Consider the following 13,924-nt stretch of genomic DNA (forward strand, 5'->3'; position numbering starts at 1 on the left):
ACTTTTTGCAACTACATTTAGTTACACGCAGGGAACGCCGTGTCCAAAAATGAAAAGCTGCTGACCAAACTGCTCAACGAGCAAATGACATTTACCTGGCCCGAGCTCGTCACGCTGCTGCGACGACTGGGCTACACGCAGATTGAAGGGGCTGGAAGCCGCGTCAAATTCGACATCGGCGACCCCAGTGCAATGATCACCTTGCACAAGCCTCACCCTGGCAACGAGTTGAAACACTACATTCGGCGCCAGATCATCGAACAATTGAAATCAGGAGAGCTGATTCAGTGAACAACCAACTGAAACACAACGGCTACATCGGCTCCATCGAAGCCAGCCTCGAAGACAACTGCCTGTTCGGCAAGGTCTTGTTCATCAAGGCGCTGGTGAGCTACGAAGGGAAAACCGTCGCCGAACTGGATAAGGCCTTTCGGGAGGCGGTGGATGATTACCTCGCCACCTGCCAGACCCTGGGGCATGCACCAGAGAAACCTTGCAAAGGTTCCTTCAACGTCCGGGTCGGCCATGATCTGCATCTTGCTGCCGCCCTTGAGGCGACGCGCAAGAAAGTGACGCTCAACGACCTGACGCGCCAGGCGTTGAACGAGTTTCTGCAGCATCACAGCGCAGACGCTTGCCCTGCGATCAACTGATCATCCCAGCCGCCGATACCCCGACACCGCAGCCCCCAACACGACCGCCCCCGCCGCCAGCGCCACCCAGAACCCGCTGGTGGCGCCAAAGTGATCGATCATCCACCCGGAGCTGGCCGCGCCTATGGCCACGCCGATGCTGAGGCCGGTGATCAGCCAGGTCATGCCCTCGGTCAGTCGGCTGGCGGGCACGACCTGTTCCACCAGGGCCATGGACACAATCAGGGTGGGGGCAAAGAACAGCCCGGAGACAAAGACCGCCACCGCCAGCCCTGCGATGTTGGTCACCAGCAGCAACGGCAAAGTGGTCAACGCCGTGGCGATGCCGCACAACAGGAACTGCCGGGGCAACGGCGCCTTGAGCTTGAGGGTGCCGAACGCCAGCCCCGCCAGGCACGAACCGATGGCGTACACCGACAGCACGATACTGGCAGCCGCCGGCTGGCCTTGATGCTGGGCAAAGGCGACACTGACCACATCTACCACGCCTACGATCACACCCATGGCCAGCAGGAGCATCATCAGGATCAGCACCGAGGGCGAGGCGATCAGCCAGCGACCGTGATGCCCGTGATGCGCGTGCACCGGCGGCTCGGTCTCACGCTGCAACACAAAGGTGGTGACGCCCACCGCCAGCAACAGCGCAGCCACCAGCGGCCCGGCTTCCGGGAACAGCACCACGCACAAACCCACCGAGATCGGCGGGCCGATGATAAAACACACCTCATCCAGCACCGACTCCAGGGCAAATGCGGTCTGCAACTTGGGCTGGCCTCGGTACAACTCGGTCCAGCGCGCCCGCACCATGGCCGACATGTTGGGCATGCAACCGGCCAGGGCGGCGAACAGGAACAACGTCCAGTTCGGTGCCTGCAAGCGGGTGCACAGCAGCAACATCAGCAACGCCCCGCCGCCGATCAAAGCGGCAACCGGCAACACCCGCCCTTGGCTGTAGCGGTCCACCAGCCTGGATACCTGCGGCGCGCAAAACGCAGTGGCCAGGGCAAATACCGCCGCCACCGAGCCCGCCAGTCCGTAACCGCCGTGCACCTGCGAGAGCATGGTGATCAAGCCGATCCCCGTCATCGAGACCGGCATGCGCGCCAGCATCCCCGCCAGTACAAAAGCCCGGGCGCCAGGGACCTGGAACAATTCGGCGTAAGGGTTTGCCATGGCTCAGAAACCTTCTGTCCTTAAGGTGCGCAACCTTTTATCACACCAACCGCTTGATCTGCTTGTGTCGCCACACCAGCCGATAATACGCAGTCTGCAACGCCAGCATGACCAGGTAGGTCACCGGAAATGCCATCCACACCCCTTCCAGGCCGAAGTGGGCGTTGAGCAGGTACGCCATCGGCAGTTCCACGCAGAGCACGCAGAAGATCGAGATCGCCACCGGCATCAACACCACGCCGCTTGCGCGCATGATTCCGCCCACCACCGCCTGGAAGCCAAACACCAGGATGCTCCACAACATGATGTGCAGCAGGTGCTCGGCCTTGACCCGCGCCGCGTCGTCGGTGATGAACAAGCCGAGCAACCAATGGGACAACAGGTAGCCGAGCACGATCAGCCCTCCGGTGAGGCAGGTGTTGATCAGCAAACCGGTGCGCAGGATCGGCCCGATGCGCTCCAGGCGCCCGGCACCAATCGCCTGGGCGCCAAGGATCGATGCGGTGATGGCAATCGACAGCGCCGGGAATTGCACATAGTTGACGATCTGCGTTACCGCGCCATAGGCCGCGGTGGCCTGGGAGCCATGGCCGTTGACCAGGGCGAGGATGACCAATTCCGACAGCGACAACACCACCATCTGCAAGCCCGTAGGCAAGCCGATGCGCAGGACTTTGCCGAGAATGACCCGATCCAGGCGCAGGGCCGCCAGCAGTTCGCGATCCGGCGCCATCACATGATGCTTATGCCGCAGGCGCAGGATCAAAAACAGCATCGCCGCAGCGTTGCCCACCAACCCGGCGTAGACCGCACTCTGGATACCCAAGGGCGGCAGGCCGATCCAGCCGCGGATCAGCGCCGGTGTCAGCAGCAGGCCCACCAGGGTCGAAACCATCAGCGCGAGCAACGGCGAGATCGTGTCGCTGACACCACGCAGCAATTGGGTGTAGAGGATAAAGACCAGCAGCAGCGGCATGATCAACATCATCATCTGCGCATAGCCCACCGCATCGTCGAGTACATCCACCGGCGTGCCGAGCGCGTGCAAGGCCGGGCGCGCAAACAGGCTGCCGAGCACCGCAGCGATCACCCCCACCAACGCCCCCAGAGTCAGTGTGGCGCCGGTGATCACCTTGACCAACGCGGTTTCCTGTGCGCCCCAGGCCTGGCCGATCAGTACCGAGGCGCCCGCCCCCAGGCCGATCACCAGGGCGATAAAAAAGAACACGATGGGAAACATCCCAGATACCGCCGCCAGCGCCTGGGTGCCGAGCATCTGCCCGACGTAGATACCGTTGAGGGTGCCGGAAAAGCTTTGCAGGAAGTTGGACAGCACCATCGGTGCCAGAAAGATCAGGTAGATCTGCCACAACGGCCGTTGCTGGGTGACTTCCATGAGGGTTCGGATCCAGGAGTTGTTATCAGACAGGGAACGCGTCGCGCGACAGCCAGGCCAGGTAGGCCTGCACGTCTACCGGCCAGTGCGCGATCTTGCGGGAAAAGTCCGCCGCATCAAAGGCAAATAACGCGCGCGAGGCGTCTTCGAAACCGGGCAGGTCACCGCCGACGGCACTCATGAACCGATAGCCGGCTTCCTTGGCCTGGCGTATCCGGTCACGGGAAGCATGGGCAGTGCGCGCTTCATCCACCAGCCGGCGCAACGCCGCCGAAGCACCGCCGCGTTGCTGGCCCAGCCATTCCCAATGACGCGGCAACAGCGTGACTTCCCGCGCGACCACCCCCAGCTTCGGGCGCCCGACCGAGGGGGGAGCGGGAGGCTCGTCAGTCATGTCGACCTGGGCAGGTGGTTCGGGCGCATAGCCCTCAGGCCAGGGAAAGTCGACCTGGTTGCCGGTGGCATCGTCGAAGACCAGGAAGCTGCCCGCGGGCTGGTCAAGCTCGGCGAGCGTCGTGGCGACGTCGGCATAGGAACCTGCCGCCACACGTTGGTGGCGAACAAAGGCTGTGCAAGCAGGAAGGGGGTGCGTAGGCATGGTTATTACCCGGGTGATATGTGTTTTACCCGGATCATATTAGCCAAAGTTTTACCAGATGCAAGGTTATTGTCGTATGGGTCAGAGGTTGTCGCGCTTCATTTGCAGGGTCAGGTGAAACGGCATGCTGGATAGACCGTTTCCGACACCGCAATCAGCCCGCCATCCTCATCACGATACTGGCGGATGATTTGATAGCGACAGTGCTGAATCCGCTGCTGGGTTATGACTGTGTGGCGCAAATTACCCGAAAGACGGCGGTGCAGTTGGGACTGATCACCGCCGAAGAGTATGAGCGACAGGTACAGCCGGAAAGAATGATCAGCCCCGACTGGTCACGGAATGTGGCGGCCCACAATCAACCACGCGACGAATGCGCTTGTTTTTCTTTTATTACGTATTCGAGATTGACCCAATTAAACCTTCCATCTTCTGCGCCTCTATTGCCTTTGCCATCAGTGCCAATATCGAGCTCCTTCATCAGGCCCGGGCGCTTGAGAAGTTCAGCCGCGAGTTCAGACATATCTGTCGGTGGGCTCTTTTCAGCCTCACGCTTTAAACTATCGAAGCTGATGTAGTTATCCGCACCCCAGTACTGTTTGAACTTTTCCTCAAGGGCCTGAAGCAGGTCAACATCACTCATTTTTTTATAGCTTGGCGCTGCATCCCGCTCGGATACCCTTCCAATAGTGTCGCGCCCGATTTTCCCGTCAGGAATGTCAGCATTATGGTCGGAATCCAGTTTGCTATTGAGCCCCGGCCGACTGATGATTTCCTTGGCCAACAGGGTCATTCGGTCATCCACAGGGTTATCAGTCAAAGGACGATTTGCAACTTCACGAAGCGATTTCTGAGTGATCTTGCCATGCTCGTTTGGCTTGAAGTAATCAAAGTTATTACCCAACTCCGTCGTTAAATCTGAGTCTTTGGCCTGTTTGAAATTATTTGCGACCTCAGCATTCTGCGGGCTCATGCCGCTCGCTGCCGGATAATAATTGCGTGCCCCATTGGCGCCATATCCATTTTCAAAACGACTGCGCTGCATGCCACCGTAATACCCCTCTTGCTGGCTCTGCATATCGCCGTAATAATTCACCGGCGCTCCTTGCATACCACCATAATTCCCTCCTGGCCCAACTCGCATGCCACCGTTATACGCATCCGGTCCACCCAGCATGTACGCTCCCTCCTGGTCTTCGTACTCAAAGACCACCGCCTGCGCATCACCCAGGCTGATCAGACCATCTTCATGGCCGCCATGGTTGATACCATCGAGTGACTCAAACATTCCTGGACGGCTAAGAACGTCCCTTGCCAGCTGTGTCATTCGATCGTGATACGGATCCCCGGTCGGTAGACGATTGGCAGCATGCTCAAGCGTTGCCCTCGTGACAAAACCAGATTCTCCCTGGAAATAAGGGAAGGCGTCGACAAAGGCCCGTGCAACTGTGGAAGGGGGAGGCAGCTGAGAGGTCCCCAGTAAGGTCCTCATTGCGGGCTCATTACCAAACCTGGCGCCCCTGTCCAACAGATTAGAGTAAGGGCAGGGACTTTGTATGAACGGGCCGAAAAGAGTAGTCATTGCAATACCTCAGATAGTTGATGCGAATAAGCCGACCAACGCGCCAGTTAGCATTAAGTCAACATCCATCTGTGGCAACATGTAAAAGGACAGTTCCATTAAACATGAACAAAAAAACTTACCTGCTGGATAACTAATTCGCACCCCTGTATATGCGCAGTACGACGGCCAGGTCGGTAGTGTTGACCGCCATCTGAACTACCTACCAAAGGTTTGTGAGGGCCTGCGTAACGTCGGATCAAACGGATTGATCCTGGGCCCGATCGCCGCCGCTTCGCGCTTGAGCAACTCCACCACCATCGGCAACCGGCCCGGCCCCAGGCGATCGCTGATGGTCGCCACACTGAGCGCCGCCACCGCGTGCCCGTCCCGATCGAGGATGGGCACGGCCAACCCGGCCATGCCTTCCAGCACCCCGGTATTGCGCGCCGCATACCCCAGGTTGCGCACGTTCTCCACTTCCGAGCGCAACAGCACTTCGTCATACAGGTGGAAGTCCTTGAGCCGTGGCAGGTTGTAGCGGATCACGGTTTCGCGCTCTTCCTCCGGCAGAAAGGCCAGGATCGCCAGGCTGCCCTGCCCCACCCCCAATGCCACGCGCCCGCCGATATCGCCAGTGAAGGTGCGGATCGGGTACGGGCCTTCGCTGCGGTCCAGACAGATCGCATCGAAGCCGCTGCGCGCCAGCAGGAACAGCGAGTCGCCCAATGACGCACTCAGGCGCAGCATGCTCGGGCGCACCAGGTCGCGCAGGTTGCCGGTCTTGCCCGCGTTCGCCGCCAGGGCAAAGAACTCCAGGCTCAGGCGATAGCGCTTGCTGCGTGCGTCCTGTTCGACCATGCCTTCGTCCATCAGGCTACGCAGCAGGCGGTGAGTAGTGGGCTGCGAGAGGCCGACCTGTTGCGCAAGTTGGGTGACGCGTTCGCCGCCCTCCGGCACTTTACCCAAGGTGCGCAATAGCGCGAACAGACGAGACACCCCGCCCGCCCCGACTTCTTTGCTACTTTCGTTTCGATTAGTGGAATCCATAACACTCAATCTCTTTGTAAATTCCGGTGAGTGAATAAATCTGAAAATAATAGTCCGTTCAGTGAAATTCCTTCTTCCGCCCATCCTAGTCTTCGTCCTAATCTGCGTCCACAGGGGCGAAATGAACAACAACCGGCAGCCGACTCAAGATCGAGCGCCAACGCACCGGCAACACCTCATTCGCATCTGCCCAAAACAAAAAAGCGCGTTTCGACGCGACTCAAAAAAGGTGGAACGCAGACATGGCATTTCTCCAACTCAACGCCTTGAGCAAACGCTACGGCGCCGTCGACGCGGTGGTCGCCACCGACCTTGCGGTGGAAAAAGGCGAGTTCGTTTCCCTGCTCGGCCCTTCGGGCTGCGGCAAGACCACCACCCTGCAAATGATCGCCGGCTTCGTCGACGTGAGCGGCGGGCAGATCCTGCTCGACGGCCGCGACATCACCCACGCCAAGCCGGCCAGCCGTGGCCTGGGCGTGGTGTTCCAGAGCTATGCGCTGTTCCCCCACATGAGCGTGCGCGACAACGTCGCCTTCGGCCTGAAGATGCGCAAAGTGCCGGCCGCAGAGATCGTCAGCAAGGTGAAAACCGTGCTGGAACTGGTGCGCCTGGCCCCCCACGCCGAGCGCTACCCACGGGAGTTGTCCGGCGGCCAGCGCCAACGCGTGGCCCTGGCGCGTGCGTTGGTGATCGAGCCGCCGGTGTTGCTGCTCGACGAGCCGCTGTCCAACCTCGACGCCAACCTGCGCGAAGAGATGCAGTTCGAGATCCGCCGCATCCAGTGCGCCGTCGGCATCACCACCTTGATGGTCACCCATGACCAGGCCGAAGCGCTGTCCATCAGCGACCGCGTGGTGGTGATGCAGGCCGGGCGCGTGACCCAGATCGACGCGCCGTACAAGCTCTACGAACACCCGCGCACGCGCTTCATCTCGGACTTCGTCGGCAAGGCCAACCTGCTGGCCGGCGATTACGACCCACTGGGAACGCCGCAAGTGCGGCATCAAGGCGGCGACGGCGAGCTGGTCCTGAGCCTGCGCCCGGAAAAAATCACCCTGGTGGACGCGGGGGCCGGTCGCCTGCAAGGCAAGGTGCTCGATCGTTACTTCTTTGGCAGCCAATGGCTGTACCGCGTCCACACCGACCTCGGCGAAATCACCGTGGTGCGCAGCAACGACGGTAGCGCGCCGCTGGGCTGCGGCGCGGCGGTGGGCCTGGACTGGCATGCGGACCTGCTGCGCGTGCTGGCAGCCGACGAGGTGCATGCATGAGTCGTGGTTACCTGCTGTCGTTGCCGGCGCTGGTGCTGTTTGCCGGGCTGCTGATCCTGCCGCTGGGCCTGACCCTGGTGCTGTCGTTCAACGTGTTCGACTACCAGGTGGGCGTGAAGGCCGATGAATGGACCTTGGCCCATTACCTGTCATTGTTCAGCGACTCCTACTTCTACGAGATCTTCTGGCGCACCTTCTGGATCAGCGCGCTGGTGACCCTGCTGTGCGTGGTGATCGGTGTGCCCGAGGCCTACATCCTCAGCCGCATGGGTACGCCGTGGCGCTCGATCTTCCTGATCCTGATCCTCACGCCATTGCTGATTTCGGTGGTGGTGCGCGCCTTCGGCTGGAGCCTGCTCTTGGGCGCCGATGGTTTGGTGAATCAACTGATCCAACTGCTCGGCGGGCGCCCGGTGAAGCTGCTGTACACGCCCTTCGCGGTGATCATCGCGCTGGTGCACGTGATGTTGCCGTTCATGATCATCCCGGTGTGGACGTCCCTGCAAAAACTCGACCCGTCGGCTGAACAGGCCGCGTTATCGCTGGGGGCCAGCCAGGCCACAGTGATGCGCAGGATCGTGCTGCCGCAGGTCATGCCTGGCGTGCTGTCCGGCACGCTGATCGTGTTCGGCCTGGCCGCCAGTTCCTTTGCGATCCCCGGCCTGCTTGGCGGGCGCCGCCTGAAAATGGTCGCCACCGTGGTGTACGACCAATATCTCTCGGAACTCAACTGGCCCATGGGCGCGACCATCGCGGTGGTGCTGCTGTTGGTCAATCTGCTGATCATGCTGAGCTGGAACCGCATGGTCGAAGGCCGCTATAAAAAGTCCCTGGGGGTTTAAGCGCATGTCCAGAAACGGTCCTTTGGCCCTCGGTTTCCACGGCTTGGTGGTGCTGTTCATGATGGCGCCGCTGGTGGTGGTGTGCCTGGTGGCGTTCACCCCGGAAAACACCTTGAGCCTGCCCACCTCGGGCTTCTCCCTGCGCTGGTTTCGTGCGGTATTCGAGCGTGCGGATTTTATCCAGGCGTTCTATAACAGCCTGGTGCTGGCCTTCACTGCGGCAAGCCTGGCCACATTGATTGCGGTGCCGGCAGCGTTGGCGATCAGCCGGTATTCGTTTCCCGGGCGTAATTTTTTCAGTGCGTTGTTTTTGTCGCCGATCATCATCCCGCACCTGGTGCTGGGGGTGGCGATGCTGCGGTTGTTCGCGCTGATGGGGGTCAACGGCAGCTTTACCTGGCTGATGCTGGCCCACGTGGTGATCATCACGCCGTATGTGCTGCGCCTGGTGCTGGCGGCCGCCATCGGTATTGATCGCAGTGCCGAGCAGGCCGCCGAATCCCTCGGGGCCAGCCGCTTTACGCTGTTTCGCCAGATCACCCTGCCGATGATTCTGCCCGGTGTCGCTGGCGGCTGGTTGCTGGCGTTCATCAACAGTTTCGATGAGGTGACGTTGTCGATCTTCGTCAGCTCGCCAGCCACGCAAACCCTGCCGGTGCGCATGTACGTGTACGCCACCGAGTCCATCGACCCGATGATGGCGGCGGTGTCGGCGCTGGTGATTGCGCTGACGGCGGCCACCATGATTCTGCTGGACCGGGTCTACGGCCTGGACCGCGTGCTGGTGGGGAAACATTGATGGCCCTGTTCAAACGCTTGGCCGAGACCGCGCGCCCTGCCCTGTCCTTCACTCTGGACGGCCAACCCGCCAGCGGCTTGCTCGGCGATACCCTGCTCACCGCCATGCTGACCTGCGCCGAGCACCTGCGCGGCAGTGACTTCAGCGCCGAGCGCCGCGCCGGTTTCTGCCTGATGGGCGCCTGCCAGGATTGCTGGGTGCGCCTTGAAGGCGGTCGCCGCGTGCGCGCCTGCTCGACGCTGCTGGAAGAAGGCCAGGCGATCAGCCGCGACCCGGGGCGCCAGCCATGAAGCCGGTGGTGATTGTGGGCGCAGGCCCGGCCGGGATCAGCGCGGCGCGCACCCTGCTCGACCATGGCGTCACACCGTGCCTGATCGATGAAAACCTGCGCGGCGGCGGGCAGATCTATCGGCGGCAACCCTTGGGCTTTCAGCGCAGCGCCAGGCAGATCTATGGCTTTGAAGCGAGCAAGGCGCAAGCCGCGCACCGCACGATGGATGAGCTGGCGCCGCTGATCGACTATCGACCGCAAACCCTGGTGTGGAATGCCGAGGACGGTCGCCTGGACCTGCTCGACAACGGCCGTGCCGAGAGCGTCGACTACGCCAGGATCATTGTCGCAACCGGCGCCACCGACCGTATCCTGCCGGTGCCGGGCTGGACCCTGCCCGGCGTGTACAGCCTGGGCGCGGCGCAGATCGCCTTGAAATACCAGGGCTGCGCCATCGGTGAGCGCGTGGCGTTCTGCGGCAGCGGGCCGTTGCTGTATCTGGTCGCCTACCAATACGCCAAGGCCGGAGCCAAGGTGGTGGCGGTACTCGACAGCGCGCCGTTCAGTGCGCAGTGCCGTGCGTTGCCGGCGCTGCTTGGGCAGCCACTGACCCTGGCCAAGGGCATGTATTACCGCGCCTGGCTGACGGCCCATGGGATTCCCGTGCATCAGGGTGCCACGCTGCAGAAAATCGACGGAGAACAGCGAGTCAGCGGTATTCGCTGGGATGACCATGTTTTGGCGTGCGATGCCGTCGCTTTCGCTCATGCCCTGCGCAGTGAAACCCAACTGGCGGACTTGCTCGGCTGTGAGTTCGCCTGGAACACCTTGAACCGTGCCTGGTTGCCGCAACGGGACAACGCCGGGCGCAGCAGCGTCAACGGTGTGTACCTGGCCGGCGACGGCGCAGGGATCATGGGTGCGGACGCCGCGAAGATGGCCGGTGAGCGTGCGGCACTGGCGGTGCTGGAAGATTCGGGCGTGGCGATTGATCAGCGCCGCCCCGCCGTATTGGAGCAGCAACTGGCGGGCATCCAGCGTTTTCGTCATGGGCTGGAAACCGCGTTCCCCTTCCCCGAGCAGTGGGCGGCCCAAGCGCCGGACGCATTGATGGTGTGCCGCTGCGAAGAAGTCAGCGCCGGCGAGATACGCGCGGTGGTGGATGAAGGCCACTGGGAGCTCAACCGGGTCAAGGCTCACTGTCGCGTTGGCATGGGTCGTTGCCAGGGCCGGATGTGTGGGCTGGCGGCGGCGGAAATCGTCGCCGAGCGCAGCGGTCGCGGGATTGAACAGGTGGGCCGCCTGCGCGGCCAGGCACCGATCAAGCCGCTGCCGTTTGGCGTGGAGGTGCAGCCATGATCGATGTGATCGTCCTCGGCGGCGGCATCGTCGGCGCCTCGGCAGCCTTGATGCTCGCGCAGAAAGGCCAGCGCGTGGCCCTGGTGGAGCGGGATTTCTGCGGTTCCCATTCCAGTGGCGTCAACTATGGCGGCGTGCGACGCCAGGGTCGGCCCCTGCACCAACTGCCCTTGTCACAGCGCGCCCATCAACTGTGGGCCGACTTGCCGGGGTTGATCGGCATCGACGGCGAATACGTGCGCTCCGGGCATTTGAAGCTGGCGCGCAGTCATGCCGACTTCGCCGCGTTGCAGGCGTATGCCGAGCAGACGCGCGGCTTTGGCCTGGGCCTGCAGTTGCTGGACTACGCCGAGTTGCGCGCACGCTTCCCCTGGGTCGGCGATATTGCCGTGGGCGCCTCGCTGTGCCCGGAAGACGGGCATGCCAATCCGCGCCTGGTATCTCCTGCCTTCGCCCGTGCCGCGCAGCGTTGTGGCGCCGCCGTGTACGAGCAAGCCGAGGTGATCCGCATCGAGCATGACAGCCGCCGGTTCCAGGTGCATTGCGCCAACGGCCTGCATCTGCAGGCAGCGTGGCTGCTCAACTGCGCCGGTGCCTGGGCCGGAAGCGTCGCCGCGCAGTTTGGCGAAGCGGTGCCGATCACCTCCGCGCACCCGGCGATGCTGGTCACCGAGCCGTTGCCGGTGGTGATGAACGTGAGTACCGGCGTTGAAGGCGGCGGGATTTATGCGCGCCAGGCCGCCCGGGGCAACTGCATCCTGGGCGGCGGTCGCGGCTTTGCCCTGGGCCCGTTGACCGCGCGCCCAGGGCAGGCGGCGGTGCTGGAGATCCTGCGCAACGCCGGCGAACTCTACCCCTTTCTCAAAGGTGCCCAGGCCATCCGCACCTGGAGCGGCACCGAAGGTTACCTCCCCGATCACGAACCGGTGATCGGCCCCAGCAGTACCCAACCGGGCTTGCTCCACGGTTTCGGCTTTGCCGGCGCCGGGTTCCAGCTCGGTCCCGCGGTCGGTGAAGCCCTGGCAGAGATCGTCTGCGCCGGGGCCAGCCGCCACCCCATCGAAGCGTTTTCCATCCGTCGTTTCCAAGCCTGAGAGGAAAAACATCCATGAACCCACGTATTGCGCTGTCCTGCTTGTCCCTCGCCCTGGCCGCCTCAACGGCGCACGCCGCACCCACGCTGTACCTGGGCATGAACGGCGGCACCATGGAACGGGTGTATGCCGACAAGGTGCTACCTGCGTTCGAAAAGGCCAATAACGTCAAGGTGGTGATCGTGCCCGGCACCTCGTCGGACATCCTCGCCAAGGTCCAGGCCAACAAAGACAACCCGCAGATGCACGTGATGTTCCTCGACGACGGCATCATGTACCGCGCGATCTCCATGGGCCTGTGCGACAAACTGGCGCCGAGCCCGACCCTGGAACAGATCCCGGCCAAGGCGAAGATCAAGGACGAAGCCGTGGCCGTGACCCTCGGCGTGACCGGCCTGGGCTACAACGCCAGGATGTTCAAGGAAAAAGGCTGGGCCGCGCCCACCTCGTGGATGGACCTGGCCGACCCGCGCTTCAAGGAGAAAGTGGTGTTCCAGTCCCTGGCGTCGTCCACCTTCGGCCTGCACGGCTTCCTGATGTTCAACCGCATCCAGGGCGGCGACGAAACCAACGTGGAGCCCGGCTTCAAGGCCTGGCCAAAAACCGTAGGCCCCAATGTGCTGGAATACATCGCCAGCTCGGCAAAAATCTCCGAGATGGTGCAGACCGACGAAGCCGCGATCTTTCCTTTGACCCCAACCCAGGTCGCCACCCAGAAACTGCTCGGCGTGCCCATGGAATACGCGCAGCCCAAGGAAGGCGCCGTGGTGCTGAACGTGGCCGAATGCGTGATCGCCCGCAATGACCAGCCAGAACTGGCGCAGAAACTCGCGGCCTTCCTGCTGACCGCCGAAGCCCAGGCACCGGCGCTGGAAGAAGGCGACCAGATTCCGTCGAACCCGACCACGCAGACCACCGACAAGACCCGTGCGCGGGTGGAAGCGATGCAGGGTTACTTGCAGACGGCAATTTCGATCGACTGGGACCAGGTGAACCAGGCGCGGCCGGAGTGGAACGCGCGGTGGAGTCGGTCGATCGAGCGTTAATCAAAGGGGCGCAATCGGCAGCGCGCGTTTGTGTGCTGTCTTGCTGTACGCGCCCTCGACAATCGTCCTCACCCGCTCGCTCACCGGTTCGCCCATCAGGTAGGCGTCGATCTCTGCATACGTGCAACCGTAGGCGTGCTCGTCCAGCTTGCCCGGTACCAGCTCTTCCAGGTCGGCCGTCGGGTGTTTGTGCACCAGGTTGCCCGGTGCGCCGAGGGCTGTGGCGAGCAGGCGCACTTGGGTTTTGGTCAGGCCGGACAGCGGGGCCAGGTCGCAGGCGCCGTCGCCGAACTTGGTGAAAAAACCCATCAGCGCTTCGGCGCCGTGGTCGGTGCCGACCACCAGGCCATTGTGCAGGTTGGCCACGGCGTATTGCGCGATCATGCGCGTGCGGGCCTTGACGTTGCCCTTGATGAAATCGACATGCTCGGCGCTGGCTTCGGCGGCGGTCAGGCTGGCCATCAGGCCGTCGACGCTGGCGGCGATGTTGAGGGTGTCGATGTGGTCCGCAGTGATGAAGTCCAGGGAGGCCTGGGCGTCGCGTTCATCGGCCTGGGTCTTGTAGGGCAGGCGCATGGCGATGAAGCGTGCGGCGTAACCCTCGCTGCGCAGTTGCTCTGCCGCCATTTGGCACAGGCGGCCGGCGGTGAGGGAGTCGACGCCGCCACTGATGCCCAATACCAGGGCCTTGCAGCCCGAGTGGCGCAAGGTGGTCTTGATGAAGTCGATGCGCCGTTGGATTTCCTCGGGCTCGCCGCCTTGGGTCAACGCGCGATTGATGTTCAGTTCCCGTGCGATACGTTCTTGCATG

The 13,924-nt window shown here is 62.4% G+C and carries 15 protein-coding genes; 9 read left to right on the forward strand and 6 right to left on the reverse strand.

Annotation, left to right across the window (positions count from 1 at the left end; all coding sequences use genetic code 11):
- Positions 1 to 39: 39 nt before the first annotated feature.
- Together BM017_RS15115 and BM017_RS15120 are read left to right on the forward strand one after the other, a co-directional pair.
- Positions 40 to 291: a type II toxin-antitoxin system HicA family toxin gene (locus BM017_RS15115; protein ID WP_058424734.1), complete on the forward strand. Its 252-nt coding sequence runs from the start codon at positions 40 to 42 to the stop codon at positions 289 to 291.
- Positions 288 to 653: a type II toxin-antitoxin system HicB family antitoxin gene (locus tag BM017_RS15120; protein WP_092245743.1), complete on the forward strand. Its 366-nt coding sequence runs from the start codon at positions 288 to 290 to the stop codon at positions 651 to 653. Before BM017_RS15115 ends, BM017_RS15120 begins: the two co-directional genes overlap by 4 nt.
- Here the strand turns inward: BM017_RS15120 and BM017_RS15125 are convergent, their stop codons facing one another.
- The 5 genes from BM017_RS15125 to BM017_RS15155 form a co-directional block, all read right to left on the reverse strand.
- Entirely contained in the window at positions 654 to 1,826 is a 1,173-nt protein-coding gene (locus tag BM017_RS15125) for an MFS transporter (protein WP_092245745.1), read from the reverse strand. It lies immediately after the preceding gene.
- A 40-nt stretch (positions 1,827 to 1,866) separates the two neighbouring features.
- Positions 1,867 to 3,222, reverse strand: a complete 1,356-nt coding sequence (locus tag BM017_RS15130; protein ID WP_092245748.1) for an MATE family efflux transporter — start codon at positions 3,220 to 3,222, stop codon at positions 1,867 to 1,869.
- Positions 3,223 to 3,247: 25 nt separating this feature from the next.
- Entirely contained in the window at positions 3,248 to 3,820 is a 573-nt protein-coding gene (locus BM017_RS15135) for a DUF2239 family protein (RefSeq protein WP_092245751.1), read from the reverse strand.
- A 358-nt stretch (positions 3,821 to 4,178) separates the two neighbouring features.
- Entirely contained in the window at positions 4,179 to 5,312 is a 1,134-nt protein-coding gene (locus BM017_RS29140; protein ID WP_102630114.1) for a hypothetical protein, read from the reverse strand.
- Between the two features lie 288 nt (positions 5,313 to 5,600).
- Entirely contained in the window at positions 5,601 to 6,431 is an 831-nt protein-coding gene (locus BM017_RS15155; RefSeq protein ID WP_092245763.1) for an IclR family transcriptional regulator, read from the reverse strand.
- 242 nt (positions 6,432 to 6,673) lie between these two features.
- On the opposite strand from BM017_RS15155, the gene BM017_RS15160 reads away from it, so the two are divergent.
- The 7 genes from BM017_RS15160 to BM017_RS15190 are packed head-to-tail and all read left to right on the forward strand — an operon-like array spanning position 6,674 to position 13,113.
- Positions 6,674 to 7,702 carry an ABC transporter ATP-binding protein gene (locus BM017_RS15160; protein WP_092245766.1) on the forward strand — a complete coding sequence of 343 codons (1,029 nt, stop codon included), beginning with the start codon at positions 6,674 to 6,676 and terminating at the stop codon, positions 7,700 to 7,702.
- Complete coding sequence (locus BM017_RS15165; protein WP_092245769.1) at positions 7,699 to 8,544, forward strand: ABC transporter permease; 846 nt, start codon at positions 7,699 to 7,701, stop codon at positions 8,542 to 8,544. The genes BM017_RS15160 and BM017_RS15165 overlap by 4 nt, the downstream gene beginning before the upstream one ends.
- Positions 8,545 to 8,548: 4 nt before the next feature.
- On the forward strand, positions 8,549 to 9,343 hold the full coding sequence (locus tag BM017_RS15170) for an ABC transporter permease (protein ID WP_092245774.1): 795 nt from the start codon (positions 8,549 to 8,551) through the stop codon (positions 9,341 to 9,343).
- Complete coding sequence (locus BM017_RS15175) at positions 9,343 to 9,633, forward strand: (2Fe-2S)-binding protein (protein ID WP_092245777.1); 291 nt, start codon at positions 9,343 to 9,345, stop codon at positions 9,631 to 9,633. Before BM017_RS15170 ends, BM017_RS15175 begins: the two co-directional genes overlap by 1 nt.
- Entirely contained in the window at positions 9,630 to 10,973 is a 1,344-nt protein-coding gene (locus BM017_RS15180) for an FAD/NAD(P)-dependent oxidoreductase (protein ID WP_092245780.1), read from the forward strand. The genes BM017_RS15175 and BM017_RS15180 overlap by 4 nt, the downstream gene beginning before the upstream one ends.
- The gene (locus BM017_RS15185; RefSeq protein ID WP_092245783.1) at positions 10,970 to 12,067 is read left to right on the forward strand and encodes an NAD(P)/FAD-dependent oxidoreductase; all 1,098 of its coding nucleotides are present in this window, start codon (positions 10,970 to 10,972) and stop codon (positions 12,065 to 12,067) included. Before BM017_RS15180 ends, BM017_RS15185 begins: the two co-directional genes overlap by 4 nt.
- A gap of 14 nt (positions 12,068 to 12,081) precedes the next feature.
- Positions 12,082 to 13,113: an ABC transporter substrate-binding protein gene (locus BM017_RS15190; protein WP_092245786.1), complete on the forward strand. Its 1,032-nt coding sequence runs from the start codon at positions 12,082 to 12,084 to the stop codon at positions 13,111 to 13,113.
- Here the strand turns inward: BM017_RS15190 and nadE are convergent, their stop codons facing one another.
- A complete protein-coding gene (gene nadE, locus BM017_RS15195; RefSeq protein ID WP_092245789.1) occupies positions 13,114 to 13,923 on the reverse strand; it encodes an ammonia-dependent NAD(+) synthetase in 810 nt (269 codons plus the stop codon).
- Position 13,924 lies beyond the last annotated feature (1 nt).

The sequence above is a fragment of the Pseudomonas sp. NFPP04 genome, from assembly GCF_900113815.1.
Taxonomy (GTDB): Bacteria; Pseudomonadota; Gammaproteobacteria; order Pseudomonadales; family Pseudomonadaceae; genus Aquipseudomonas; species Aquipseudomonas extremorientalis.

Excerpts from the sequence above, each read along its gene's own strand:
- nadE (WP_092245789.1), bottom strand. The coding sequence starts at position 13,923 with ATGCAAGAACGTATCGCACGGGAACTGAACATCAATCGCGCGTTGACC.
- BM017_RS29140 (WP_102630114.1), bottom strand. The coding sequence starts at position 5,312 with ATGAGGACCTTACTGGGGACCTCTCAGCTGCCTCCCCCTTCCACAGTT.
- BM017_RS15160 (WP_092245766.1), top strand. The coding sequence starts at position 6,674 with ATGGCATTTCTCCAACTCAACGCCTTGAGCAAACGCTACGGCGCCGTC.
- BM017_RS15170 (WP_092245774.1), top strand. The coding sequence starts at position 8,549 with ATGTCCAGAAACGGTCCTTTGGCCCTCGGTTTCCACGGCTTGGTGGTG.
- BM017_RS15125 (WP_092245745.1), bottom strand. The coding sequence starts at position 1,826 with ATGGCAAACCCTTACGCCGAATTGTTCCAGGTCCCTGGCGCCCGGGCT.
- BM017_RS15180 (WP_092245780.1), top strand. The coding sequence starts at position 9,630 with ATGAAGCCGGTGGTGATTGTGGGCGCAGGCCCGGCCGGGATCAGCGCG.
- BM017_RS15130 (WP_092245748.1), bottom strand. The coding sequence starts at position 3,222 with ATGGAAGTCACCCAGCAACGGCCGTTGTGGCAGATCTACCTGATCTTT.
- BM017_RS15175 (WP_092245777.1), top strand. The coding sequence starts at position 9,343 with ATGGCCCTGTTCAAACGCTTGGCCGAGACCGCGCGCCCTGCCCTGTCC.
- BM017_RS15155 (WP_092245763.1), bottom strand. The coding sequence starts at position 6,431 with ATGGATTCCACTAATCGAAACGAAAGTAGCAAAGAAGTCGGGGCGGGC.
- BM017_RS15135 (WP_092245751.1), bottom strand. The coding sequence starts at position 3,820 with ATGCCTACGCACCCCCTTCCTGCTTGCACAGCCTTTGTTCGCCACCAA.
- BM017_RS15185 (WP_092245783.1), top strand. The coding sequence starts at position 10,970 with ATGATCGATGTGATCGTCCTCGGCGGCGGCATCGTCGGCGCCTCGGCA.
- BM017_RS15190 (WP_092245786.1), top strand. The coding sequence starts at position 12,082 with ATGAACCCACGTATTGCGCTGTCCTGCTTGTCCCTCGCCCTGGCCGCC.
- BM017_RS15165 (WP_092245769.1), top strand. The coding sequence starts at position 7,699 with ATGAGTCGTGGTTACCTGCTGTCGTTGCCGGCGCTGGTGCTGTTTGCC.